Genomic DNA, 23,802 nt, shown 5'->3' with positions numbered 1-23,802 from the left:
TATCCTTAGCGTTTCTTAAACGACCGGCATCTGACCATATTCGTAAAATCCTTTACCGCTCTTGCGTCCTAACTGCCCGGCATCCACCATCTCGCGCAGCAAGCGAGCTGGACGATATTTGGAGTCGTGAAAATCGCGGTACAACACTTCCATCACAGCAAGACAGACATCGATACCAATCAAGTCTGCCAATGCCAATGGCCCGATAGGATGGTTCGCTCCCAGCTTCATCCCGGCGTCGATTTCTTCAGCATTAGCCAGGCCATCCTGTAAAACAAATACAGCTTCGTTGATCATCGGCACCAGAATGCGATTGACGACAAAGCCCGGAGAATTTTTTACTGCAATCGGCGTCTTGCCTATCTTTACAGCGAGTGTTGTCGCAGCCCTGAAAACACTATCTGTCGTTCGTACCCCGCGAATAATTTCGACCAAGGGCATAACAGGAACAGGATTGAAAAAATGCATGCCGACCATCCGGTCCGGATTCTTGAGCGTTGCACCCAGACGCGTGATCGATACAGACGAAGTGTTAGTCGCAACAATCGCGTCATGAGCGATCACCGATTCCAGTTCAGCAAGGATGCACTGCTTGATATCAATACTTTCCGTTGCGGCTTCGATGATGAAATCGCAGCCAACTAGTGCACCAATGTCTGTGCTGGTATAAATATGGGCAAGAATTTCCTGCTTTTTCTTAGCCTCCAGCTTTCCACTTTTAATACTGCGATCCAGATTGGTACTGATCGTCGCCAGCGCTTTTTCCAATGCTTCCTCGCTCAGATCGCGCAAGACCACATCCAACTCGGCAGCAGCACAAACTTGCGCGATGCCATTACCCATCTGACCAGCGCCGATGACACCTATCGTTTTCATATTCATGAGACTCTTTTCCGCTCTATTACATATTCGAATAATTCGGCCCGTTACCACCTTCAGGCGTCACCCACGTGATGTTCTGCGTTGGATCCTTGATGTCGCAAGTTTTGCAATGCACGCAGTTCTGCGCGTTGATCTGCAAACGGTCGCTATCATCGTCGCTCTTCACAAACTCATACACGCCGGCCGGACAGTAACGCGCCTCGGGTCCAGCGTACTTCGCCAGATTGATACTGACCGGTATCGATGCATCTTTTAGCGTTAAGTGAATAGGCTGATCTTCGGCGTGATTGGTATTGGATATGAACACCGATGACAAACGATCAAAAGTTAGCTTGCCATCCGGCTTTGGATAGGTGATCGGCGTGTAATCTGCTGCCGGTTTCAGACATTCATGATCGGCATGTTTATGACGCAAGGTCCACGGTGCTTTGCCGCCACAAAGCACTTGATCGATACCAACCAAAAGCGTCCCTGTAACCAAGCCCTTGCTCATCGATGGCTTGAAGTTACGTGCCTTGTGCAGTTCTTCGTGCAGCCAAGATTTTTCAAAAGCGGCGCTGTAAGCAGTCAGTTCATCGAACTGACGGTCATTATTCAGTGCTTCAAATACTGCTTCAGCCGCCAACATGCCGGTCTTGATCGCAGCATGACTGCCCTTGATACGCGACGCATTCAGGAAGCCAGCATCGCAACCTATCAATGCGCCGCCTGGGAAAGTCAACTTGGGCAACGATTGCAAACCACCAGCCGTTATTGCGCGCGCGCCATAAGCGAGACGTTTGCCACCTTCGAAGAACTTGCGGATTTCTGGATGAGTTTTATAGCGCTGGAATTCTTCGTACGGCGACAGGTAAGGATTTTCATACGCCAGACCGACCACATAGCCTACCGCGACCTGATTTTTTTCCAGGTGATACAAGAAAGAACCACCGTAAGTTTTACTATCCAAAGGCCAGCCAGCGGTATGCACTACCAGGCCGGGCCGGTGCATCTTCGAATCGATTTCCCAGATTTCCTTGATGCCGATGGCGTAGGTCTGTGGATCTTTGCCGGCATCGAGTTTGTATTTGCTGATCAACTGTTTGCCAAGATGGCCGCGTGCGCCTTCGGCAAAGAAGGTGTATTTGGCATGCAGTTCCATACCCAATTGAAAAGTAGCCGTAGGTTCTCCATGACGATCCACACCCATATTGCCGGTGGCAACACCTTTGACTGAACCATCATCGTTATACAAAATTTCTGCTGCAGCAAAGCCGGGGAAGACTTCTACACCCAAAGCTTCGGCTTGCTGGCCAAGCCAACGTACAACATTGGCCAGTGAGACGATGTAGTTGCCATGATTCTGAAAACAAGCTGGCAACATCCATGACGGCGTCTTGTATGCTTTGTTGGCGCTCAGAAAAAGAAAGCGATCTTCGGTAACTTCTGTATTCAGCGGTGCGCCTAGCTCTTTCCAGTTAGGGAACAGTTCGGTAATTGCTTGTGGATCCATCACCGCACCGGAGAGAATATGTGCACCAACTTCGCTGCCTTTTTCCAGTACGCAAACCGAAACCTCCTTGCCGGCCTCGGCAGCTAGTTGCTTGATGCGTATGGCCGCCGATAAACCAGCCGGACCACCACCAACCACAACAACGTCGTATTCCATTGCTTCGCGCGGACCGTACTTCTCAATGATGCTGCTCGTGTTCATTGTCATTTTTACCTGATCTTGAGTTTTTCTTGCCCGCTCGTCCCGTCAAACAACAAGCAGCGCCAACGGTCGGAAGAAAGCGACCGCTTTTATATTTTCTGCTTACATCCCCACCGCGAGATAACCACCATCGATAGGCAGCACCACACCGTTGACGAATGACGACAGCGGCGAGCACAGGAAGAAAATGCCATCAGCAATTTCTTCTGAACGCCCCCAGCGCTTCATAGGCGAACGTCCCAGCACGCGTGCATTGCGCTCCGGATCGTCCTGCAATGGCTTGGTCATCGGTGTATCAATCCAACCTGGCGCCACAGCATTGACGCGAATACCCAACTCGGCCCAGGCAACCGCCAAGCTCTTGGTCAACTGCACAACACCACCTTTGCTGGCCGAATAGCCGGGCGCAGTGGCGCTGCCAAAGAAGCTCATCATGGAAGCAATGTTGACAATCGCACCACCCTGCTTCTGCAATAGCGGCTTCGCTGCAGAGCAGGCGCGCAAGGTGCCAGTCAGATTGATGTTCAAGGTATTAGCGAATGATTCCGCCTGAAACTCACCCGGTCCCTGACCGCCAATCCCTGCAGCATTGATCAAAATATCTATGCGTGTGAGACCTGCAAAGAAGTCGTTGACGTCCTTGTCGTACGCAACGTTCAGAACCGCCGCATCTATACCGGCGAATGCAGGATCAGCCAGAGCTGCCTTGACTTCCTTTTCAGAAACGCCGGTTGCAATCACTTTTGCACCGGCTGCCTTCAATGCCAATGCTGCTGAACGTCCGATACCGCTGGTACCGCCAGTAATGACTGCGCACTTTCCTTCCAGCATCTTTGTTTTATCCATGACCATCTTCTCCGTTTGAATTATTTACGTTAGGAACGCGTTTCAATTCTGTGCATCAACTCAAGCCGACTACCGGCAGCACTGCGCCGTGGACTGCCTTCGCATAATCCGATGCAAGGAATCCGACTACTGCACTCAGATCTTCCAACGCCACCCATTTATTAGTATCTGCATCCGGCATGGCAGCGCGATTGGTCGGCGTATTGAGAATGCTTGGTGCGACAGCATTGACGTTGATGCCGTAACCACGAAGTTCCTGTGCCATCGATTCAGTCAGACGCGCCACTGCGCTCTTGGATGCGCAATAAGCACCCATTGCGCCGATGCCACTGACTGCAGATGCGGCCGCGACGTTGACAATCTTGCCGCGCCCTGCGGTTTTCATACCTGGCACGACTGCGCGAGAAGCATTGATCAAGGTAGCAACATTCATATCCATCAGACGCCGCCACATAGCGTCATCGGTTTCGTGCACAGCAGGGCCCATATCAAAACCGCCAGCAATATTGCACAAGACATTGGCCGGGCCGAGGCTGGACAAAGCGTCTTTTAAGGCCACTTCTGTCTTGTCTGCATTGGTCAAATCAACAGCGACCGTCTTCACTTTTGGATTACTGCCATACGCCGTCTGCAGCACATTGGCATTCATATCTACGGCCACGACGGTTGCACCTCGATCAAGAAAAAACGTTACGATCGACTTTCCAAGAGCGCCTGCCGCACCAGTGATTACAACGACTGAAGACATGATTACTTCCTTTCCACGAATGGCCATGAATGAATTTCAATAAACTAACATATCGTCAGTTATAGCTCAACATTAATTATTCACGACAGATTCTTGACCTTCTCAGATAACTGACATATAGTTAGTTTTAACAAAGCAAGTACCCGACCTTTTTTACATGAGGATCACAATGACTGCTGTGACTTACCCAATCTATGACGCAGATCGGCATTTCTACGAACCACCAGAAGCCTTCCTCCGGCATCTACCCAAGAAGTATCAAAAAGAATTTCAGTACGTAGAAGTCAACGGCCGTACCAAACTGGCTGTCGGCGGCATACTGTCTGACTACATCCCGAATCCGACCTTCGAAGTCGTCGCCGCTCCTGGTTCACACGAAAAGTGGTACCGCGGTCAGAACCCAGAAGGCCTGTCTCTGCGCGAAATCACCGGCAAGCCGATCGCATCGCAAGCAGCCTTCAACAACGGTGCCGCACACATCAAGGTCATGGATGAGCAGAAGATTCATGCAGGCCTGTTTCTGCCAACACTGGCATCGGTAATCGAAGAGCGTCTCGCGCAAAAACCGGATGCCATTCAGGCGCTATTCCACTCGATCAATATGTGGACAGCAGAGGAAACTGGCTTCGCCAAAGATCAACGCCTCTATCCGGTGCCAATGATTCACCTCGCCGATGTCGACGCAGCATGCAAGGAACTCGATTTCTTGCTGGAACAAGGTGCACGCGTCATCGGTATTCGCCCTGCACCTGTCCCCGGGCTCAAGGGCGGTCGTTCGATGGGCTTTCCAGAATTCGACCCGTTCTGGGCGCGCGTCAACGAAGCAAAGATTTTTGTCGTCCTGCACGTATCCGACTCTGGTTACGACAAGATCAACCAATGGTGGACCGCTGGTGGTAAAGGCGAATTCCGTCCCTTTGAAAAAGATCCTTTCGGTGAAATTCTCGACTGGATGGGTCGTCCTATCGCCGACACCTTGGCTGCCTTCGTCTGCCACGGCGTATTCGATCGCTTCCCGAATATCCGTGTCGCGTCACTGGAAAACGGCGCCTCCTGGTTGGAACCGCTCATGCAACGCATGGAGTCGACTTATCACAAGATGCCGCACGCATTCAAACGCAATCCGATCGAGACTTTCCGTCAGCATGTCTATGTCGCGCCGTTTTATGAAGACAAGGTCGACAAGGTCATCGACCTGATCGGTGTTGAACGGGTGCTGTTCGGTAGCGATTGGCCGCATCCGGAAGGATTGGCGCATCCACTGGATTTCTTCAAAGACATTTCCAACCTCAATGCTGCGCAAACGCAACGCGTGATGAGCACCAATCTCAAGGAATTACTCGCAGGCGTACGTTGAATTAATTATGTAGCACCGTTCCATTCTTCAGATGTGATGTGATTTCCCCATGCAGGCTCCTCGTTTGCATGGGGGTTTTTTTATTTTTTTCAGAGTTTCGCAACAGCAAAGTCGAGAAAAACAAGAATCTATCGAGAAACATAATGGAGACAAAATATGGACGGCATTTTTTCAGATGTACGCATCATTGATCTCTCGCAAGGCATGGCTGGCAGCATTGCCGCCCTACTGCTTGCCGAACTCGGCGCCGATGTCGTTATGGTCGAACCGCCTGGTACATCTCCGAAACGGCAGATACCCGGCGCACCGGTATGGAACCGTAGCAAACGCAGCGTGGTGCTGGATATCAACGATGCCGAACAACGCCTAAGCTTCAATCAACTTCTAGCCAGCGCCGATGCACTGATACACGATTACACGCCGGAACGCGCTATTGCAGCAGGGCTAGACGATGCGACGCTGAGAAAATTCTCACCGCAGTTAATCGTTAGCGCCATTGGCAGTTATCCGCCGGGACATCCTTTAGCAGAAACATCGGTTGACGATGCATTAGTACTCGCGCAAATGGGCGTGTTCGACGAACATATGCCAGCGCGACGTAGCGGCCCCATGTACTACCGTTTTCCACTAGGTAGTTGGACGGCAGCCTATCTTGCTGCCAACGGACTGGTGGCACGCTTGCGGGTACGCGATCGCAGCGGCATCGCGGGTGCCGTTAGCACCAGTCTGATCCAGGGCGCGCTGGTACCGATGATGCAATACTGGTTTCGCACCGAACATCCAGATCGCTCTTCTGAATCCTGGATACGCAAGGAATCAGGATCTACCATTTATCAATGCGCTGACGGCTTATGGTTACAGGCGCATACCCCGCCGCCCGATTCCGCCCCCACCATGAAAGCTGCGCTGGAAGCGATGTCGCCAGAGGAGCTGGCCGCTGCCAATGCCAGCAGACCCAAGATCATTAGTGCACCCAACTGTGGTGCCAATGCCCTCATCTTCAAAACGCGTCCACGTGATTTCTGGGTAGCAGAAATGCGCGCTGCCGATCTCCCGGTCATGCCGGTAGAGTCCTTTGGCAGCGCTTATACAGAAGAGCAGGCTATTGCCAACGCTTATGTAGTCGAAGTGAACGATCCAGAGCATGGTCCGGTGCGACAACCCGGACCACCGCTACGTATTTCACCAACACCGCACGTATCAGGTCCGGCTCCGCGACCAGGTCAGCATCAAGAAGAGGTATTCGCACAATGGCAGCCTCGATCAAGAAGCTGGCCAAGCAACGCAGGCACACCACCGCAATACCCGTTACAAGGACTGAAGGTCCTCGACTTCGGCATGTTTGTCGCTGGTCCGTTGGCACCGATGATGCTCGCGCATCTGGGTGCAGAAATCATCAAGGTAGAACCCGTGAACGGCGATAGTTTGCGTATGGGTAGTTGGGCCTTTATGTCCGCGCAGCGCGACAAGCGTGTACTTGCTCTGAATATCAAAGACCCAGCAGCGCGCCCCATCGTCGAAAAACTGGTCGCATGGGCTGATGTGGTTCATCACAATCTGCGCATGCCGGCCGCCGACAAACTCGGCCTCGGCTATGACAGCCTAAAGACAATCAAGCCCGACATCATTTACTCCCACGTCAGCGCATACGGTCTTGAAGGACCATGGCAAACTTGGCCTGGCCTCGACCCTACTGTTCAATCCGGCAGCGGCTGGGAAATCGAAGGCAGCAGCGCAAGCAATCCGCCGATCTGGTTCCGCTATGGCATGTTCGATCATCTCTGTGCGATGGGTTCTCTGCTAGCGACACTAGCAGCACTCAGGCATCGCGATAAAACTGGCGACGGCCAGTTCGTCGATGCATCGCTCTATGGCGCCGCCATATTGACTACTGGTGAAACGATGATGAAACCGGACGGCACGCTGACGCCCTATCCTCGCATCGATGAAATGCAACTGGGCGTGAGTCCGGGACGGCGCATCTATCAATGCAGCGATGGCTGGATCTCGTTGGTGGCAGAAGGCCCAGGCATGCTAGATCATCTGCATAGTCAAGCTGAAGGCAAGGAACTGGACACATGGTTTGCATCCATGTCGGCTCAGCATGCCATTGCACAAGTACACAATGCCGGTGCGGAAGCGGTCAAGCTCGCACTCGATAATCGTGAAACCTTCCTTGACGATCCGCTCAATCTGGAAATGAGGCTGCTCGCCGATACCGATCATCTGCATTACGGCAAGCTCAGACAAACAGGTTCGATCTGGAATTTCAGCGACATGCAGACACGCATCGAGCGCGCCGCACCGACGCTAGGTCAGCACAGCCGAGAACTGCTGGAGGAATTCGGTCTGAGGGTCGACGCCATCGATGATCTGTTCGCACGCGGCATCGTTGCTTGAGTACTACTCCAAGCAACTACTCGGGGCGTGCGCTCAGATTTACTGGTGAGCCGTAATCCCGTTCGCTAGTTTTCTGTTGCCGCCGTCCTCAAATGTGTGATTGCCCTATGCAAATTTATCTCGATTGCATAGGGCTTTTTTATCCTTGATGGATAAATCTCTTCGCCCCTCGCCTCCATCATTTCTTGCAAATACATGCCGTGTACTTGACCAGCCTTACTTCTTCCACATCCGCTTAACAGAGCGAATAAACGCAAATAACATTAAAAATGGAAACAACATATTGCGTTTATTTTATTAAAAATAATTACGCAATATTTTAAATAACTGATGACATTTCATTTTTTTAAGTTATTATCTGAATCAAAGTAGCGCAGCTATAAAAATATAAAACCCGCCTTTTGGAATTACGCAACAAGGCGTACCAACAAAAAAGGAGACAAAAATGGTCGGAACATTGACAGGGAAAATTGCGGTCGTCACAGGCGCAGCAACTGGCTTGGGTCGCGAAATAGCGCTGCGATTTGCACAGCAAGGTGCGCAGGTAGCCATCCTTGGACGCACTTTGTCCACTCTGGAAAAAACAGCCGCCGAAATAGGCAAGCAGACGCTCCCCATAGTCTGCGACATCTCACAATCGGATCAGGTACGTGCTGCGTTTGCCAAGGTGACGCAAGTTTTCGGCGGCGTCGACATCCTGATCAACAATGCCGCCATTTACACGCCGTTTCGACTAGAAGACGCCAGCGACGACGAATTACAGTCAACGTTTGCTACCAATGTCATCGGCGCCGCTTTCTGCATCCGCTCAGCAATTCCTCTCATGCGCCATCGTGGCAACGGCGACATCGTCAATATCACGTCTGAATCGGTGCGCAATCCATTCCCTTATCTGAGCGTGTACGCATCCTCCAAGGCTGCACTGGAAAGCCTAACCCAAGGTCTGCGCACCGAATTGCGAGAAGACAAAATCCGCGTCAGCGCATTACGTGTCGGTGCCATGACAGGCAATGAAAGCGCAGCAAAGTGGGCACCCGGCATGCTGGATAAATTCATAGCTGCCATTCAGGCCTCTGGGCATGCCGCCGCCGTCGGCGCTGGTATGTCGCCAAAGACCGTGGCCGACTATCTGGTACGTGTACTGGATTTGCCGCGCGAAGCGAATGTCGACCTGATCGAGCTGCGCGGCGTCTGATTCTTTCAGCCCGAACCACCAAGCCCCTACCGTCGCCGATGAGGCGATACCCAATATCAACCTGAGGACATTGAGCAATGAGCATTCCGTTTACCAATATCAAACAACTTTTTATAGACGGCACTTGGGTCTCACCTTCCGTCGGCTTTGAAGCCATCGTCAATCCTGCAACTGAAGAAATTATCGGTGAAGCACCTGTCGGCGGTAAGGTCGAGGTCGATGCCGCCATCGCCGCTGCCCGCCATGCCTTCGATACCGGGCCATGGCCGCGTATGTCGATGGACGCACGCATTGCAGTGATCCGCAAGTTCAAGGCAGCCATCGTCAGCCGTTCCGAAGAAATCAAAGCACTACTGACAGCTGAAGTCGGCGCAGTCTACATGCTGATGCAAAGCGCGCAATTTCAAGGCGCACTGGATGCCATCGACTATGCGATTGAACTGGCACAAAGAATCGCACCAGAACCTTCGCCGATAGAACTAAAGCCCAATCCTTTCGATCCCGCTGGCGGCGACATCTTCGCTGGTGGCGTCATCATCCGCGAACCGTATGGTGTGGTGGCCGGCATCACGCCATATAACTATCCGTTCTTTCTGAATGTCGTGAAGTCCGTACCAGCACTACTGACTGGCAATACCGTGGTGCTGAAGCCTTCGCAATTCACACCGTTCTCGGCCTTGTTGCTAGGCCAGATCATTGAAGAAAGCGGCCTGCCTAAAGGGACATTCAACATCATCAATGGCGGACCTGAAGTCGGCACTCTGCTGACCAGCGATCCGCGCGTCGATCTGGTCACCTTTACCGGTTCAGACAAAGTAGGTGCAGCGATTCTTACGCAATCTGCACCGACTCTAAAGCGCGTGTATCTGGAATTGGGTGGCAAGTCTGCCTTGATCGTGCGCCCCGACGCCGACCTGATGAAAGCGGCTGGAACTGCTGCCTTCTCCTTTACCTTGCATGCCGGTCAGGGCTGCGCCTTGCTGACACGCTATATCGTGCACAACTCGATCCGTGCGCAATTCGTCGAAATCGTCAAACAGATCGTCAGCACCTTGAAGATGGGTAATCCAGCCGATCCTTCCGTCATCGTCGGTCCGCTCATCCGCGAAGCCGCACGTCAGAAAACAGAAAGCTATGTAGAAAAAGCGCTAGCCGGCGGTGCGCGTCTAGTCGTTGGCGGCAAGCGTCCTGCTGAACACAAGCGCGGTTACTTTTTTGAGCCTACGTTATTCGACGACGTCGATAACCGCTCCGCCATCGCACAGGAAGAAGTGTTCGGTCCGATAGGCGTGGTAATCGGCTACGACACAGATGAAGAAGCCATTGCACTGGCCAACGATTCACGTTTCGGTCTTAGCGGCGCAGTGATGTCAACTGACCGCGCTGCCGCCTATCGCATGGCTTTGCGACTGCGGACCGGTGGTGTCTCCATCAATGGCGGCACCGGAGATCTTTTCGTGAAGGCACCATTCGGCGGCTACAAACACTCGGGCATCGGTCGCGAATTCGGTCCCGCCTGGCTCAATGAATTCATGCTGGATAAATCGATTACCTATCCGCTTGGCTGATCCGCTACGCGCGCTGAGTTTGACGAAAGGCCTTCAACAACTTGACACAAGAAAGATGAGAAAACCGGAATGACAAAAGAATTTGACTATATCGTCGTCGGCGCCGGCTCTTCCGGCTGCGTACTGGCAGAACGACTTTCAGTTGATGGCTCCAAATCGGTGCTACTGATTGAAAGCGGCCATCTCGACACAAGCCCACTGATACAGATGCCACGCGGGATTGGCATGATGCTGACGCCCGGCAATCCGCATCTCTGGAGTTATAAGGCATCGCAGGGATCAGGACGCCCCGAAGAAGACTGGCTCAAGGGCCGCGTACTCGGCGGTTCCAGCTCCATCAACGGGATGGTTTACATGCGCGGCCTGCCATCCGAATACGATGACTGGGAAGCTGCTGGCTGCACCGGTTGGGGATGGCGCGACATTGGGCGATGCTTCAAGGAGATGGAAGACCATGAACTGGGCGCGGATGAATGGCGCGGTGCCGGCGGTCCACTCAAGATATCTGTGCACCCTCCAGGCGATCCACTGTGCGAAGCGGTGATCAAGGCCACCGAGCAAATCGGTGTGCCGCGCGTCGCCGATCTTAATTCTGGTGATACCGGTGTCGGCTATCAGCCACGCACGATCTGGCGTGGTCGCCGCTGGAGTTCGGCCAAGGCATTTCTTGCACCTGCAGCATCCAGATCCAATCTGAGCATACGTACCGGCACTGACGTCTTGCACATCACGTTCGAAGATCGCGTGACTAGCGGCGTCCAAGTCCGCGATAGAAGTACAGGCGAAGTGTCCTTCATACGTGCTCGTCGTGAAGTAATTCTTGCTGCTGGCGCACTACATTCACCAAAACTGCTGCAACTATCCGGCATCGGCCCCGGCGCGGAACTTGCCAAGCTTGGCATCAGCGTTCTGCAGGATTCACCGGGTGTAGGCCGCCATATGCTGGAACATCGGACGATGATGATGCAGACACGCTTGAAGAGTGGCAGTCTCAATGCTGAATTTTCCGGCATGCGGCTTTCCAAGAATCTCCTTAATTACTATGCGCGTGGTCGCGGCCCCCTGACCCATGCAGCGCATGAAGTCTGTGCACTCGTGAAAACCAATCCGGATCTTGACCGACCCAACGCGCAAATCGGCATGGGCATGTATTCGATTGCCATTACCGACGGCAAGATCGTTCTTGAAAAAGAACATGGCATGACATGGGCAGCCTATTTCACCAGGCCCACCAGCGAGGGTTCAGTGACAATCACCAGCACCAAGCCAGATGCGCCACTGAGTATTGATGTCAATTATCTAAGCACCGACACCGACCGACGTCACTCCGCCGATTTACTGCGTCTGATGCGCAAGATCATCACGCAGCCAGCCTTGCGTCCTTACGTAGTCGAAGAAACCATACCCGGCGCCGCTTATGCATCCGATGAAGAAATTGTCGACGCCTATTTCAAATGTGGCTCGACCGCATTTCATGTCGCAGGCACCTGCCGCATGGGAGCCGACGCTGCATCAGTAGTCGATCCGCAACTACGCGTAAGAGGTGTACAGGGATTGCGTGTGGTGGACACATCAATCATGCCCACACTGATATCGGGCAACACCAACGGCCCGGCAATGGCCATCGCCATGCGCGCAGCGGAACTCATTCAACAACATTCATAAACCAAAAAGGAGAACGTGCATTTTCCGACATGACCTCGGATTCAGGCATGACAAATCAACGAAACAGGAGGTGACAAAAGATGGCAACAAAAAATAAAACAAGTAGCAAAAGATATAAAACGATATTGGCATCATCAATCACGATGGCTTTTGCTGCGAGCATTGCAACACCAGTGCTGGCCGCCATAATAGAAACTGATAATCCGGACGTCGAATTGCGCTGGGATAATTCATTCCGCTATACCGGTGGCTGGCGTGCGGGCAAGATCAATCCCGCATTCCTCAACAATCCTGCCTACGATGAAACCGAAGGCCGTTTCGGCCGCGGTGATATGGTCAGCAATCGTCTCGATGTACTGTCCGAATTGGACTTCGTTTACAAAAACAATTTCGGCTTCCGTGTCAGCGCTGCACTCTGGGGGGATGGCGCTTACAACAAACGTTCCTTCCCTAATCCTGCACTTACGGCACAGGGCATCAACGGCAATTACAAAGACAACACTTACAACGGCTATACCAAACGTTATGTGGCTGGACCTTCGGGCGAAATCCTCGATGCTTTCGTATTCGGCAGCATCGACATCGCCAGCACACCAGTCAAGTTCAAACTGGGTCAGCACAATGTGTATTGGGGCGAATCGCTGTATTCAGCCACAAACAGCATTGCCTATTCGCAAGGCCCTATCGACACCATCAAAGCAGCAACCAGCCCCGGTGCCGAAGCCAAGGAACTGTTCTTGCCATTGACCCAGTTGTCGGCGCAAGTACAACTGACTAGCGAGCTTTCCGCCGCCGCCCAATATGCATTCGACTGGAAGCCGTATCGATTGGTACCGGGGGGAACTTTCTTTGCGTCTGGCGACGGTTCGCGCTCAGACTACGCAGCAAATTTTCCTGGCGGCTTCAATATTCCCAACGGTCCCGATTTAGGTCCTGATCGTAAACGCGGCGATTTTGGCCTCAGCATGCGATGGAGTCCGAGCTGGCTGTCCGGGTCCGCAGGGCTGTACTACCGTAAGTTCACCGAAAAACTGCCATGGGCGATGACGCAAGTGGCACCGGCCCCTGCAGTTCGACTGGTATATGCGCGCGATACCGAGCTGTACGGCTTCAGTATGATCAAGAACATCGGTACGCTCAATGTGGGTAGTGAAATTTCTTATCGCAAGAATAGCGCACTGAATTCGGCCGCAGGCTATCCGGTAATGCCCGCGAACGGCAGCAATCCAACGTATGCAGAAAGCGAAGGCGCACGAGGCGACACCATGCATGCGCTAGTTAACGTCGTCACTTTGCTGCAACGAAACTCCTTATGGACCGGCGGTTCTGTGCAGGCTGAAATTAACTACAGCCGCCTGCTCAAGGTGACATCCAATCCCCAACTCTATTACGGCGAAGGCTACGCTTCTTGCCTTGGCCTAAGCAAGAGTGACGGATGCTCAACCAAAGATGCCTGGGGCATGAATCTCGGCTTCACGCCAGAATGGCCACAAGCGATGGCAGGCTGGGATCTTTCCATGCCTACGTCGCTGGGTTATCAGATCAAGGGGAACGGCCCAGCGCTGGGTGGTGGCAATGAAGGTTCGCTGTCATGGAGCATAGGCCTCACCGGAAAATATCTGGCACGGCATGAGTTCTCACTCAAATATGCAGAAGCCCGTTCGCGCTACAACACCGATCCTGCCACCGGCGTGGTCACCACCACCAATGGCAGCAATGCCGTACAAAGCAACCATAACTGGATTTTCTTCACATATAAAACCAGTATGTAACGATCCCTGCATATAGAAAAAACATAAAGAGCAAAGCGGCGGGAAAATTTTCCGCCGTCAAATTCTGAACATTGGAGACAAGAAATGAATTACCGAAATTACTTTATTGCGATCGCAACAGGCACTCTAATCACGGCTTCTGCCCTCGCAGCGCCGACGCCGGAAGAAGCCAAAGAACTCGGCGTTTCACTCACCCCGATGGGGGCAGAAAAAGCCGGAAACAAAGACGGCACAATTCCCGCCTGGGACGGTGGCATCTGCAAACCAATAGCAGGCTACAAACCAATCAAAGGCGCATCGGGCGGCGCACCTTATCCCGATCCGTTTCCCAATGAAAAACCGCTGTTCCGCATTACCGCAGCCAATTTGAGCAAGTACGCTGACAAGATCGACGCCGGTACCAAGGAATTATTCCAGCGATATCCTAACTATGCGATGGATGTCTATCCGACACACCGCACAGCCTGCTTCCCCAACTACGTCTACGAAAACACCATCAAGCGCGTGATGAGTCCGAAACTGGTTGGTACTGCACCCGGCCTGATAGGCGCTCATGCACAAGTACCGTTCCCGATTCCAAAATCGGGCTTCGAGGCAATGTGGAATGCCAACTTGAAATTCGAACACGCGAACACCAAGGGCGACATCGATGCCGTAATCGTTGACACTGGCGGCAGGGTGATCAAAACGTCCTATCAAATCGTCGAGAATCAAAACGCCTACTGGGACAACACGATTACTTCGATACCGGAAGACAAACCTTACTGGTCGCTGATTGCGCGCTCAACCTATCCACCGTCAGAGGCTGGTGGCGGGCAGATGCGCCATCAATTTCTGCGCACCGATCAGAAAGATCCTGTGGCATGGAGCTACATTCCTGGTCAGCGCCGTGTGCGATTGGCTCCCGAATTTTCGTACGATACCGTGGCGACCACGTCAGGCGGCATCCTGCTGTTTGACGAGATCAACGGCTTCGATGGAAAGATGGACAAATACGATTTCAAATTGATCGGCAAGAAAGAAATGTACGTGCCTTATAACACTTACAAATTCTCCAGTGCACCTATCGAAGAACAGTCCACAAAAGACTTTGGCAACGTCGATCTTCTGCGTTGGGAGTTGCACCGCGTCTGGGTCGTTGAAGGTACGCTGAAGCAGGGTCAGCGCCACGTTCAGCAAAAGAAAATCTTTGCTCTGGACGAAGACTCCTGGAGCATCATGACTTACTACGGTCTTGACAGCGCGGGCAAGGTCCATCACGCCATGCAACTACTGCCAACGCAGCAATACGACAAACCTGAATTGCGTACCGGCCACTACTTGCTGTACGACCTGAACCGCGGCATTTACGGCAACCAGAACAAACAGATGGGTGGCACCAACCCCGGTTTTTACCAAGTGGCCCCGTATCCAGCAAATTACTTTACGCCGGATTCACTGGCAGGCCGTGGCATACGCTAGAACCAGGAAAGATAGCTGGATGTAAAGAATGAGAGCGGAACAAACCACTTCTCGAAAACATTCAGCACAAGGAGTCCTCAGTCCGTCCTTGCAACGGGATTTGCCTCATTCCTCATGGAATGAGGCTTTTTTTATGCGGTGCAATCAAGTGACGTGAACCAGATCGTAGCGATGCATACGCCAGCCGACCGGTTCACGCACTTCTATCTTGGTAATTCCTTTGATGCCGACGTTGATCTCCTCCAAGATTTCCGCAAGCTCTACACGAGTCGATGCGCTAATGAATGCAGTCATTTCGTAGCGCCCCAAAGTCAGACCGACGAAACCGCAGTCAGCGCGTTTTGCTAACCGAGCTGCAACATGACGTCTCTCTTCGGGTAGCGTATTGATCAGTAGTACTGCACTAGCCGCAATACCGACCGCAGCAACATCGGTGACAAGACCGATACGCGCCGCCTTGGTTTCAAGCAGTCGTTTGAGCCGCTGGCGTACAGTCCCTTCCGCAATGTCCAGAACACGCCCTACTTCACGATTGCTCATGCGACCGTTTTGCGCGAGTAGATCCAGTATTGCGTTATCGGTCTCGTCCAGTTTTATCGTTGGCTTGATCATCTTCGTCATATTTGTACCAATTTATAGATGCGCATATTCGCTTACGTGTTTGATGATTTCAGTATAGACATCGACCTCGATAGTACGTACACCGTTGACCTTGGATATCCGCTCTATCACCGATTCTTCCAGCTCCTCCAAAGAAGCTGCCATCGCCAAAATCAACAAGGAAGGATCGCCCATAACGATGCTCATACCAGCGACACCTTCGATATCCGCGATTTTTCTGGCAACGCTTTCTACCGGTCGACCTGAAACGCTTACCGCGACATGTGCCATGACGTGATAGCCGGCCGCATGAAAATCCCGCTGCGCCATGATCTTCATGACGCCACCTTTTTCCATGGCGCGAATACGAGCCGCAATGGTGAACTCTGTCACCGACAGTTGGGCCGCCAGCGATTTATTAGTTTGCCGAGGATCGGCACGCAGACACAGGATGATGTTGCGGTCCAATTCATCCAGCGTCGGAGATTTTTGTGCTCTGAGTGTTTTATTTGTCATTGTCTAGGCAGATTTTAAGCTACACAAAATTGAAGTCCCTATCTCCGCGCATACATACCCATGCCATCGCCTGAAGACTCGAAACACTAGCATAGCGACTATCGCACGACAAGTCGCGCATAGACCTCCAGCAAAGCATTAATTTATTTTGCGTATTAATAAATAAATAAATTAATACATTAATCAATAAATTTAAATATTTATTTAAATAATGCGTAAATTTACAAAGAAAAATGAGATAACATTCAAAAACAAATAAATTACATAAAGTCAGTTATTCAAGGAGACAAGCATGACTACAGCAACGCATCAGGTTAATGCCCCTGCGCATGTGCCGCCCCACCTGATCTATGACTTCGACATTTACAAGGCTCCCGAAAAGGATCGCGACCCACACGCGCAATTCACGTGGATAGCAAATCGTGATCTCCCAGATATTTTCTGGACACCGGCCAACGGCGGACATTGGGTAGTGACGCGTAGCGAAGAGTTCAACAAGGTGCTGACTGAACCAACAGTCTTCAGCTCCTGGGTTAATGTCGTACCGGAAAGCCGTTCGTTTAAACAGATTCCTATCAATCTCGACCCGCCGGATCATACAAAATTTCGAGCCTTACTCAATCCTTCATTTTCACCAAAAGCGGTTGCCACACTGGGTGAAAAAGCGCGTCAGATGACTATCGATCTGATTGAAAAAATGCAGGCGAATGGCGGCTGCGAATTTGTTGATGAGTTCGCCCGCCAATTACCGATCGGCATTTTCATGAACATGGTCGCCTTGCCGGAAGCCGATCGAGAAATGCTGTTACGCGTAGTCGATAGCATCGTTAGACCAACCGAAATCGACGACAACTCGGCATTTTATGAATTAATTGCCTATGCCACCAAGACGTGGAAAGAACGACTGGAGAATCCAGGCGACGATTTATTCAGCAAGCTAATACAAGCGAAGGTCGACGACCAGCCGCTGGATGAACAAAGCATCATCGGCATATTTACCTTGCTACTGATAGGCGGGTTGGATACGGTGGCTTCCGTACTTGGCTTCGTCGCAAATTTTTTGGCGAAAAATCCGGGGCATCGCAAATTACTGATTGAACAGCCTGCGCTAATACCTGGTGCAGTAGAAGAATTGCTACGCCGCTTCCCCATATCCACGCTAGTACGCAAGGTGGTCAGCGATACGCAACTCAAAGAGGTGCACATGCGCAACGGCGATCTGATAATGCTCCATAGTGCGGCGCAGACACTGGATGACCGCGTATTTCCCGATCCCATGAAAGTCGACTTTACGCGCAAGACAGTCTTCCACGGCGCTTTCGGTAACGGTGCACATCGCTGCGTCGGATCGATGCTGGCACGCACCGAATTGAAAATATTTTTGGAAGAATGGCTCAAGAGAATCCCGGACTTCGAACTGGATACTGAGAAAAACTGGCAACTGGCATCCGGCATGGTACTGACCGTGGAAAAACTCTGGCTGAGCTGGGACGTCAAATAAACGTAAACAAAAATCCGAAGAGATCGCTCGCAGAAGAATTAGGAGAAAACGATCTCTTCACCTCACGTTCACTTTAAAAATATCACGCCATGCCACATATTAAATTCATCCAACACGACGGATCGGAACACTCGGTCGAAGCAACTATCGGAACAACACTGTGCCAGGCAGCACTAGATAATTTTGTTCCAGGAATCCTTGGCGACTGCGGCTGCAACTGTACTTGCGGGACTTGCCACGGTTATATAGATCAAGCGTGGCTCGCCACACTACCGCCGATGTCGAAAGAAGAATCCGGCATATTGGAAGGCGTACTCAACCCCTGTGAAAACAGCCGCCTGCTCTGCCAGATTCGAATAGAGCCTGAACTCGACGGACTGGTGGTGAATCTGCCCGCATCGCAATTTTGAACGAGCAGTTTCAATATCTTATTTTTCCTTAAGCCGCGCTTCGATAAGCGCGTGCTGACAAGGCGAAATGCAATCCAGCCCACGGACAACAAATGCACATGATGGTCATCATCGCAAAACGCAGTGACTGATCGCCGCCATACAAGTCGCTGAGAACACCAACCATAAATGGCCCGAGGCCGTAGCCCACCAGATTGGTACAGATCATCATTGTGGCCGACGTTACGCCACGCATGTCGGGAGATACCAAGGTCAGCATGGTGCCGAAAGAAGCAGGAAATACCACAAACGCAAAAAACATCGCCAAGCAAAGCAAGACGATAGCAAGCAATGTTGGCTTGAACAGAATAGCCCCGCAGGAAATCAACAATGTAATGAAGCAGATCACCACGCAGACATCAATCCGTCGCCGTGGATTTGATTTGCCTATATGATCGCAGGCGATACCGCCGATCACTGAACCAATGGCGGTAAAAAGACCTCCGGCCAATGCCGCCACCATGCCGGCCTTCTCAATATTGAGTCCGTGGAAGCGCATCACGAATGCAGGCATCCAGACGCCCAGCGTCGCGATCGCGGCAGTCGTGATGGAAGTACCGGCAATCAGATGCAACACCGCACGATTCTTGACGATATAGAGAATCACCGTAAGCGGCGCCACTGCTTCCTTGGCGACAAGGACTGCGGCATCGTAGCCACCACGTTTTGGTTCACGCACCGTAAGTACCAGCAAGGTAGCGAGTATCAGTCCGGGAACGCCAGCAATCAGCATCGCCAGCCGCCAACCATAGTGAGCAGTGACATAACCACCAATAACAATAGTCAGTGCAGCACCAATCGCGTTGCCAATAAACAGATAGCCGACCGCGGTTGAGCGTTTGCTGGGTGGAAAAAAATCAGATATCAAGGAAAAACTGGCTGGTGTACCACCCGCCTCGGCAGCACCGACACCCATACGCGCCAGTAAAAGCTGCACAAAGTTTTGTGCAAAATAAGACAGCGCAGTCATCGCGCCCCAGATCGCTACCAATCCTGCAAGCAGCCTGACGCGATTATTGCGATCAATCAGAAAACCGATAGGAATTGCCGCCAACGCAAACGATACGCCATAAGCCAATCCCGTCAATAGCCCGAGTTGACTATCACTCAAACCGAACTCGATCCGTACTGGTTCGACAATGATGGAAATCATTGTGCGATCCAGAAAATCGCACGCATAGATCAAGGCCAGAATGGCAAGTGCATACCAGCTTCTCGCCGGGACTTTGTCTTCTGCAGCTTCTTCTATTTCTGCCTCTGCCACCGTGGTCAGCTCTATGTCATCCGTCAATACCGTGTTCAATTCCATTGCGTCTGTCTCCTGATATTTATATATACGTAGATAGACGCTTGATAATGGATACCTGATACGCGTCTTGTAATGTCAGTGATGCGTTGGCAAGACGTGCATGCCGCTTAATGCGCAATTTGTCTGCGGGCGAAATCGACCAGATCCGGATTCGCCGGATTATGTGCGAGCATGCCGCCGTCGATGATGTAGGTTTGACCTGTGATATAGCGGGCTTCATCTGAAGCAAGAAAACAAACAAGTCCAGCAATGTCTTGTGGCTCACCCATTTCTGGTGTCAGGGTATGTCGTGACATCACTTCAATCACATCTGCCGCCACCGCACGCGCTGCAGGCGTCAGCACTAGTCCGGGTGCGACTGCATTGCAACGAATACCCTGATGACCATGTTGCGTAGCAAGCTGACGCGTCAAACCGATGATGGCGGTCTTGGAGACGTTATAGGCAATACGCGAGATATCGCCAGAAAAACCACCGGCAGATGCCGAATTGATGATCACGCCTTTACCGCGCGCGATCATGTGCGGCAGAGCGTATTTACTTGCCGCAAGGTAGGCCTTCAAATTGACGGCCATCACCAGATCCCAAGTCTCGAAATCGATATCGATGGCATTGGTGTCGCGTGCATGTACCTCAGGCGAACCGATCGCCGCATTGTTATGCAGTACATCAAGGCGACCATGCTTCTCTATCGTCCCTTCCACCAACGCGCGTATCGACGTCACATCCGCAGCATCAAATTCGACCGCATGCGCTTTTTTACCAATATCGGCAGCGAGCTTCTTCGCCATCGTCATGTTGCGATCTGCAATGATGGCGGTCGCACCTTCCGCTACCAATCTGCGACAGGTTGCCTCGCCGATGCCTGAAGCACCGCCTGTGACGATAGCAACTTGGTCGATAAATCTGTTCATGTCTTCTCCTGATTGAGGCTGGAAATGGTAATACGATAATTACTGCTGCCAGCGTTGCGAGGCGATCGTGCCGCCATCCACACGCAAGTCGATACCAGTGATAAAACTTGCATGCCTGCTGAGCAGCCAATCAACGGCATTTGCAATGTCTTGTGGCGTACCGATGCGTTGCGCTGGACAGTTATCGACTATCTTTGCCACTTCTGGATGCTCGCGCATCTCTTGCCGCCCCTGTGCAGTAGAAATCACGCCTGGGCTAATCGAGATCAGCCGCGCGCCCGTCTTCGCCCATATCAGCGACTCTGCCTCTACACGCAGTTGATTGCCGCGCTTGGCAATCAAATAAGCCATGTTCTTGTCGTCGTAACCTGGCAAATCACGTATCGCATCCTTGAGTTCATTCAAGGGAGCCAGTGCCAGACGACGCTCTATTTCTGCCGGGATGGAAATAAATTGCGCGCCCATGCTGGCAATTACAACACCGACCGTGCCCGGCCCTGCCAGTTTCCGCATCACATCGATCAAGGTCGCGGTGCCGACCAAATTAACGTCATATATGCGCTCTGCCGTAGGTGCTTGTGATTGTGAAATAGCGGCCGTATGCACCATAGCCTTGAGATGTCCGTGCTTTCCAATTTCATCAGCCAATGCATGTGCCGATGCCGCTTGACCAAGATCCAGACGACAGCCGCTGACGTCATAACCCTCTTCACTCAAATGTTGAATCGCGTGATCGACGCGGCTCGCATCGTTGTCGGCTAGCAGCAAATGATGACCGCTGCCGAGAGTACGAGCACAAGCCAGCCCCATCGCACCCATCCCGGTGATCAAAATAATATTTTTCATGATGTAATTCCTTCGTTCGATGTAAGCCATGTGGACTTACGGCATCGCTATCGCGGGATGCTGCACGACAGGCGTCTCATTTGTTTTATGTTGCGAAAATTTTATTGCCGCATTCACTCAAGCTTTAAGGTAGAAGCTTTTACAGCTGAACTCTTCCAGAACTTCCAGTCTGATATTCATCATGACCATTAAGCGCATATATTTTTATGAAAAATTACGCATTATATAAACTAACATTATGTCAGTTACATTATTAAAACTAAACATCAATGTCAATCTAAAACTGTATTTATTCAGAACACAATGTCAGCGGTACGTGATGAAATCAGTTTGCCCAGAGCGTTCAAGGTGTGCGTAGTTGTTGAAGTAACTGAGACTTGCTTTACCAGAACGGTAAAGAATTTTTGTGACTGAACAATTCATGATCGACCAGCTCAGCTCCAGCATGTGCTTGTCATCCAGCCCGAGAAGCTGCTGAGTGATGCTGGCAATCGGTCCACCCGAAGTAAATACTGCAATATTCTGTGATGGGCCTGCGTCATCAAGCAAGCGCTGGAAAGCATAGTTACAGCGCCGACTGAATACCGGCCAGGGCTCTCGATAATCGGCATCGTGGTGTCCGCCTATCCAGCGCTGCATCGCACCTTCGATAATGTCCTGGAATAAGTATTTTGCTTTTTCTTGCTCTTCGAAGAAACGTCGGATAGCACCGGGTTCAGCAAAATCAGGCCAGTGCCGGAGCATGGTCTCGTGATGATCAAACTCATTGAAACCAGCATCAGTCTCCCATCCAGATTCCACTGCAGACGTCCCAGACATGGAAGACATGCATGCCTCCACGGTTTGCCGATGACGTTTCAGACTCCCCATCACTACACGGTCAAACTGATAGCCTTTTTTTTCAAACCACAATCCCAATTCGCGGCCCTGCTCATGACCTATCGATGACAGTTGATCATAGTCATCACTGCCAAAAGATGCTTGCCCATGACGAATCAAATAAATTTGTCCCATACACTCCGCTACCCAGACTTGGCTTGCCACAGCCGTTTCAAAATGAAAATCGATATTTTCATATTGAAACATTGACAGTAAGCTGTCAATTTAAAACTAACTAATAGTCAGTAGAAATATTGACATGCGACTAAAAGTGCAAAGACGAATTCCATCCAGGCCATTCGAAAAACAGTCACGGGGAATCGGTAAGTATTGATTTGTACGGCACCAATATGTTGACTGATCAAATTTCCAGATTGTCGATCAAACGAGTCTTGCCAAGCTTGGCAGCAGCCAACACCACCAGTGGTGTTTTCTGTGCGATATCGTCTGCCGATGGCGACTGCAAATCTATCCGACGACGCACGGCAACGTAATCCGGCTGCCAGTTACGTTCTGCGAGACTACGCATAGCTAGCTGCTCGTGCTTGCCTATATCGTCATTGCCGTTACGTATGTTCTGCGCGACCCGATTCAAGACACGATAGAGTTCAGGTGCTTCGGCGCGTTCTGAATCGGAGAGATAGGCATTGCGTGATGACAATGCCAAGCCATCTTCTGCGCGATAAGTTTCAGCAGCGATGATCTCGGTCGGCATCGCGAATTGGCGTGCCATATTACGCACACTCATGAGTTGCTGATAATCCTTCTTGCCGAACACTGCCACGCGTGGTTGCACGCAAGAGAACAACTTGGTCACGATAGTGCTAACGCCGCTGAAAAATCCCGGGCGAAATTCACCCTCAAGCATATTGCCCAGGCTATCTGGCGGCTGAACGCGGTATTCCTGCGGCTCCGGATACATGTCTTTTTCAGTCGGCGCAAACAGGATATAGACACCTTCCTTTTCCAGCTTTTCTACATCACTCTGGAATGTGCGCGGATACTTATCGAAATCCTCATTCGGCCCGAACTGCAGGCGATTGACAAAGATCGATGCGACCACCGGATCGCCATGCTGGCGTGCAAGACGCATTAACGACAAATGACCTTCATGCAAACTACCCATGGTCGGTACAAACGCCGTACGTAACTGGCCGCGCAAATGATCTCGCAGCTCTTCTATCGAGCAAATAATCTTCAT

General features: G+C 51.6%; 20 protein-coding genes. 9 read left to right on the top strand and 11 right to left on the bottom strand.

Annotation, left to right across the window (positions count from 1 at the left end; genetic code table 11):
• Positions 1-15: 15 nt before the first annotated feature.
• From BQ6873_RS00320 to BQ6873_RS00305, 4 genes are all read right to left on the bottom strand, one after another.
• Positions 16-882, bottom strand: a complete 867-nt coding sequence (locus tag BQ6873_RS00320; protein ID WP_076590865.1) for a 3-hydroxybutyryl-CoA dehydrogenase — start codon at positions 880-882, stop codon at positions 16-18.
• Between the two features lie 19 nt (positions 883-901).
• The gene (locus tag BQ6873_RS00315; RefSeq protein WP_407928075.1) at positions 902-2,575 is read right to left on the bottom strand and encodes an electron transfer flavoprotein-ubiquinone oxidoreductase; all 1,674 of its coding nucleotides are present in this window, start codon (positions 2,573-2,575) and stop codon (positions 902-904) included.
• Between the two features lie 102 nt (positions 2,576-2,677).
• On the bottom strand, positions 2,678-3,421 hold the full coding sequence (locus BQ6873_RS00310; RefSeq protein ID WP_076593866.1) for an SDR family NAD(P)-dependent oxidoreductase: 744 nt from the start codon (positions 3,419-3,421) through the stop codon (positions 2,678-2,680).
• Positions 3,422-3,476: 55 nt separating this feature from the next.
• Positions 3,477-4,169: an SDR family NAD(P)-dependent oxidoreductase gene (locus BQ6873_RS00305; protein WP_076593865.1), complete on the bottom strand. Its 693-nt coding sequence runs from the start codon at positions 4,167-4,169 to the stop codon at positions 3,477-3,479.
• A 169-nt stretch (positions 4,170-4,338) separates the two neighbouring features.
• Between BQ6873_RS00305 and BQ6873_RS00300 the strand changes: the two genes are divergently transcribed.
• From BQ6873_RS00300 to BQ6873_RS00270, 7 genes are all read left to right on the top strand, one after another.
• Positions 4,339-5,526 (top strand): amidohydrolase family protein, encoded by a 1,188-nt coding sequence (locus tag BQ6873_RS00300; protein ID WP_076590863.1) that lies wholly within the window; start codon positions 4,339-4,341, stop codon positions 5,524-5,526.
• Between the two features lie 156 nt (positions 5,527-5,682).
• Complete coding sequence (locus BQ6873_RS00295; RefSeq protein ID WP_076590862.1) at positions 5,683-7,926, top strand: CoA transferase; 2,244 nt, start codon at positions 5,683-5,685, stop codon at positions 7,924-7,926.
• 445 nt (positions 7,927-8,371) lie between these two features.
• A complete protein-coding gene (locus tag BQ6873_RS00290) occupies positions 8,372-9,121 on the top strand; it encodes an SDR family oxidoreductase (RefSeq protein WP_076590861.1) in 750 nt (249 codons plus the stop codon).
• Positions 9,122-9,198: 77 nt separating this feature from the next.
• Entirely contained in the window at positions 9,199-10,689 is a 1,491-nt protein-coding gene (locus BQ6873_RS00285; protein ID WP_076590860.1) for an aldehyde dehydrogenase family protein, read from the top strand.
• A gap of 69 nt (positions 10,690-10,758) precedes the next feature.
• Positions 10,759-12,354, top strand: coding sequence for a GMC family oxidoreductase (locus tag BQ6873_RS00280; RefSeq protein WP_076590859.1), 1,596 nt, complete (start codon positions 10,759-10,761; stop codon positions 12,352-12,354).
• An 80-nt stretch (positions 12,355-12,434) separates the two neighbouring features.
• A complete protein-coding gene (locus BQ6873_RS00275) occupies positions 12,435-14,126 on the top strand; it encodes a DUF1302 domain-containing protein (RefSeq protein WP_076590858.1) in 1,692 nt (563 codons plus the stop codon).
• Positions 14,127-14,210: 84 nt separating this feature from the next.
• Positions 14,211-15,587: a DUF1329 domain-containing protein gene (locus tag BQ6873_RS00270; RefSeq protein WP_076590857.1), complete on the top strand. Its 1,377-nt coding sequence runs from the start codon at positions 14,211-14,213 to the stop codon at positions 15,585-15,587.
• 144 nt (positions 15,588-15,731) lie between these two features.
• Here BQ6873_RS00270 and BQ6873_RS00265 read toward each other — a convergent pair whose 3' ends face one another.
• Together BQ6873_RS00265 and BQ6873_RS00260 are read right to left on the bottom strand one after the other, a co-directional pair.
• Complete coding sequence (locus BQ6873_RS00265) at positions 15,732-16,208, bottom strand: Lrp/AsnC family transcriptional regulator (RefSeq protein ID WP_076590856.1); 477 nt, start codon at positions 16,206-16,208, stop codon at positions 15,732-15,734.
• A 12-nt stretch (positions 16,209-16,220) separates the two neighbouring features.
• Positions 16,221-16,703: an Lrp/AsnC family transcriptional regulator gene (locus tag BQ6873_RS00260; protein WP_076590855.1), complete on the bottom strand. Its 483-nt coding sequence runs from the start codon at positions 16,701-16,703 to the stop codon at positions 16,221-16,223.
• A gap of 292 nt (positions 16,704-16,995) precedes the next feature.
• Between BQ6873_RS00260 and BQ6873_RS00255 the strand changes: the two genes are divergently transcribed.
• Both BQ6873_RS00255 and BQ6873_RS00250 read left to right on the top strand, forming a co-directional pair.
• Complete coding sequence (locus BQ6873_RS00255) at positions 16,996-18,204, top strand: cytochrome P450 (RefSeq protein WP_076590854.1); 1,209 nt, start codon at positions 16,996-16,998, stop codon at positions 18,202-18,204.
• A gap of 89 nt (positions 18,205-18,293) precedes the next feature.
• Positions 18,294-18,614 carry a 2Fe-2S iron-sulfur cluster-binding protein gene (locus tag BQ6873_RS00250; protein ID WP_076590853.1) on the top strand — a complete coding sequence of 107 codons (321 nt, stop codon included), beginning with the start codon at positions 18,294-18,296 and terminating at the stop codon, positions 18,612-18,614.
• Positions 18,615-18,642: 28 nt separating this feature from the next.
• Here the strand turns inward: BQ6873_RS00250 and BQ6873_RS00245 are convergent, their stop codons facing one another.
• From BQ6873_RS00245 to panC, 5 genes are all read right to left on the bottom strand, one after another.
• Entirely contained in the window at positions 18,643-19,962 is a 1,320-nt protein-coding gene (locus tag BQ6873_RS00245) for a spinster family MFS transporter (protein WP_076590852.1), read from the bottom strand.
• Between the two features lie 107 nt (positions 19,963-20,069).
• Entirely contained in the window at positions 20,070-20,876 is an 807-nt protein-coding gene (locus tag BQ6873_RS00240) for an SDR family NAD(P)-dependent oxidoreductase (RefSeq protein WP_076590851.1), read from the bottom strand.
• 39 nt (positions 20,877-20,915) lie between these two features.
• Positions 20,916-21,722 (bottom strand): SDR family oxidoreductase, encoded by an 807-nt coding sequence (locus tag BQ6873_RS00235; protein WP_076590850.1) that lies wholly within the window; start codon positions 21,720-21,722, stop codon positions 20,916-20,918.
• 306 nt (positions 21,723-22,028) lie between these two features.
• Positions 22,029-22,808, bottom strand: coding sequence for a histidine phosphatase family protein (locus BQ6873_RS00230; RefSeq protein ID WP_231949172.1), 780 nt, complete (start codon positions 22,806-22,808; stop codon positions 22,029-22,031).
• A 154-nt stretch (positions 22,809-22,962) separates the two neighbouring features.
• A complete protein-coding gene (gene panC, locus BQ6873_RS00225; RefSeq protein ID WP_076590848.1) occupies positions 22,963-23,802 on the bottom strand; it encodes a pantoate--beta-alanine ligase in 840 nt (279 codons plus the stop codon).

Source organism: Herminiimonas arsenitoxidans, from assembly GCF_900130075.1.
Taxonomy (GTDB): domain Bacteria; phylum Pseudomonadota; class Gammaproteobacteria; order Burkholderiales; family Burkholderiaceae_D; genus Oxalicibacterium; species Oxalicibacterium arsenitoxidans.
Note: the sequence above shows the minus strand (reverse complement) of the source record. Positions and strands in the feature narration are given on the sequence as shown.

Bases quoted from the DNA above. Each gene is read 5' to 3' on its own strand.
- BQ6873_RS00320 (WP_076590865.1), bottom strand. From the start codon at position 882: ATGAATATGAAAACGATAGGTGTCATCGGCGCTGGTCAGATGGGTAAT.
- BQ6873_RS00265 (WP_076590856.1), bottom strand. From the start codon at position 16,208: ATGACGAAGATGATCAAGCCAACGATAAAACTGGACGAGACCGATAAC.
- BQ6873_RS00295 (WP_076590862.1), top strand. From the start codon at position 5,683: ATGGACGGCATTTTTTCAGATGTACGCATCATTGATCTCTCGCAAGGC.
- BQ6873_RS00300 (WP_076590863.1), top strand. From the start codon at position 4,339: ATGACTGCTGTGACTTACCCAATCTATGACGCAGATCGGCATTTCTAC.
- BQ6873_RS00240 (WP_076590851.1), bottom strand. From the start codon at position 20,876: ATGAACAGATTTATCGACCAAGTTGCTATCGTCACAGGCGGTGCTTCA.
- BQ6873_RS00290 (WP_076590861.1), top strand. From the start codon at position 8,372: ATGGTCGGAACATTGACAGGGAAAATTGCGGTCGTCACAGGCGCAGCA.
- BQ6873_RS00230 (WP_231949172.1), bottom strand. From the start codon at position 22,808: ATGTTTCAATATGAAAATATCGATTTTCATTTTGAAACGGCTGTGGCA.
- BQ6873_RS00250 (WP_076590853.1), top strand. From the start codon at position 18,294: ATGCCACATATTAAATTCATCCAACACGACGGATCGGAACACTCGGTC.
- BQ6873_RS00305 (WP_076593865.1), bottom strand. From the start codon at position 4,169: ATGTCTTCAGTCGTTGTAATCACTGGTGCGGCAGGCGCTCTTGGAAAG.
- BQ6873_RS00275 (WP_076590858.1), top strand. From the start codon at position 12,435: ATGGCAACAAAAAATAAAACAAGTAGCAAAAGATATAAAACGATATTG.
- panC (WP_076590848.1), bottom strand. From the start codon at position 23,802: ATGAAGATTATTTGCTCGATAGAAGAGCTGCGAGATCATTTGCGCGGC.
- BQ6873_RS00285 (WP_076590860.1), top strand. From the start codon at position 9,199: ATGAGCATTCCGTTTACCAATATCAAACAACTTTTTATAGACGGCACT.
- BQ6873_RS00280 (WP_076590859.1), top strand. From the start codon at position 10,759: ATGACAAAAGAATTTGACTATATCGTCGTCGGCGCCGGCTCTTCCGGC.
- BQ6873_RS00270 (WP_076590857.1), top strand. From the start codon at position 14,211: ATGAATTACCGAAATTACTTTATTGCGATCGCAACAGGCACTCTAATC.
- BQ6873_RS00315 (WP_407928075.1), bottom strand. From the start codon at position 2,575: ATGAACACGAGCAGCATCATTGAGAAGTACGGTCCGCGCGAAGCAATG.
- BQ6873_RS00235 (WP_076590850.1), bottom strand. From the start codon at position 21,722: ATGAAAAATATTATTTTGATCACCGGGATGGGTGCGATGGGGCTGGCT.
- BQ6873_RS00310 (WP_076593866.1), bottom strand. From the start codon at position 3,421: ATGGATAAAACAAAGATGCTGGAAGGAAAGTGCGCAGTCATTACTGGC.
- BQ6873_RS00255 (WP_076590854.1), top strand. From the start codon at position 16,996: ATGACTACAGCAACGCATCAGGTTAATGCCCCTGCGCATGTGCCGCCC.
- BQ6873_RS00245 (WP_076590852.1), bottom strand. From the start codon at position 19,962: ATGGAATTGAACACGGTATTGACGGATGACATAGAGCTGACCACGGTG.
- BQ6873_RS00260 (WP_076590855.1), bottom strand. From the start codon at position 16,703: ATGACAAATAAAACACTCAGAGCACAAAAATCTCCGACGCTGGATGAA.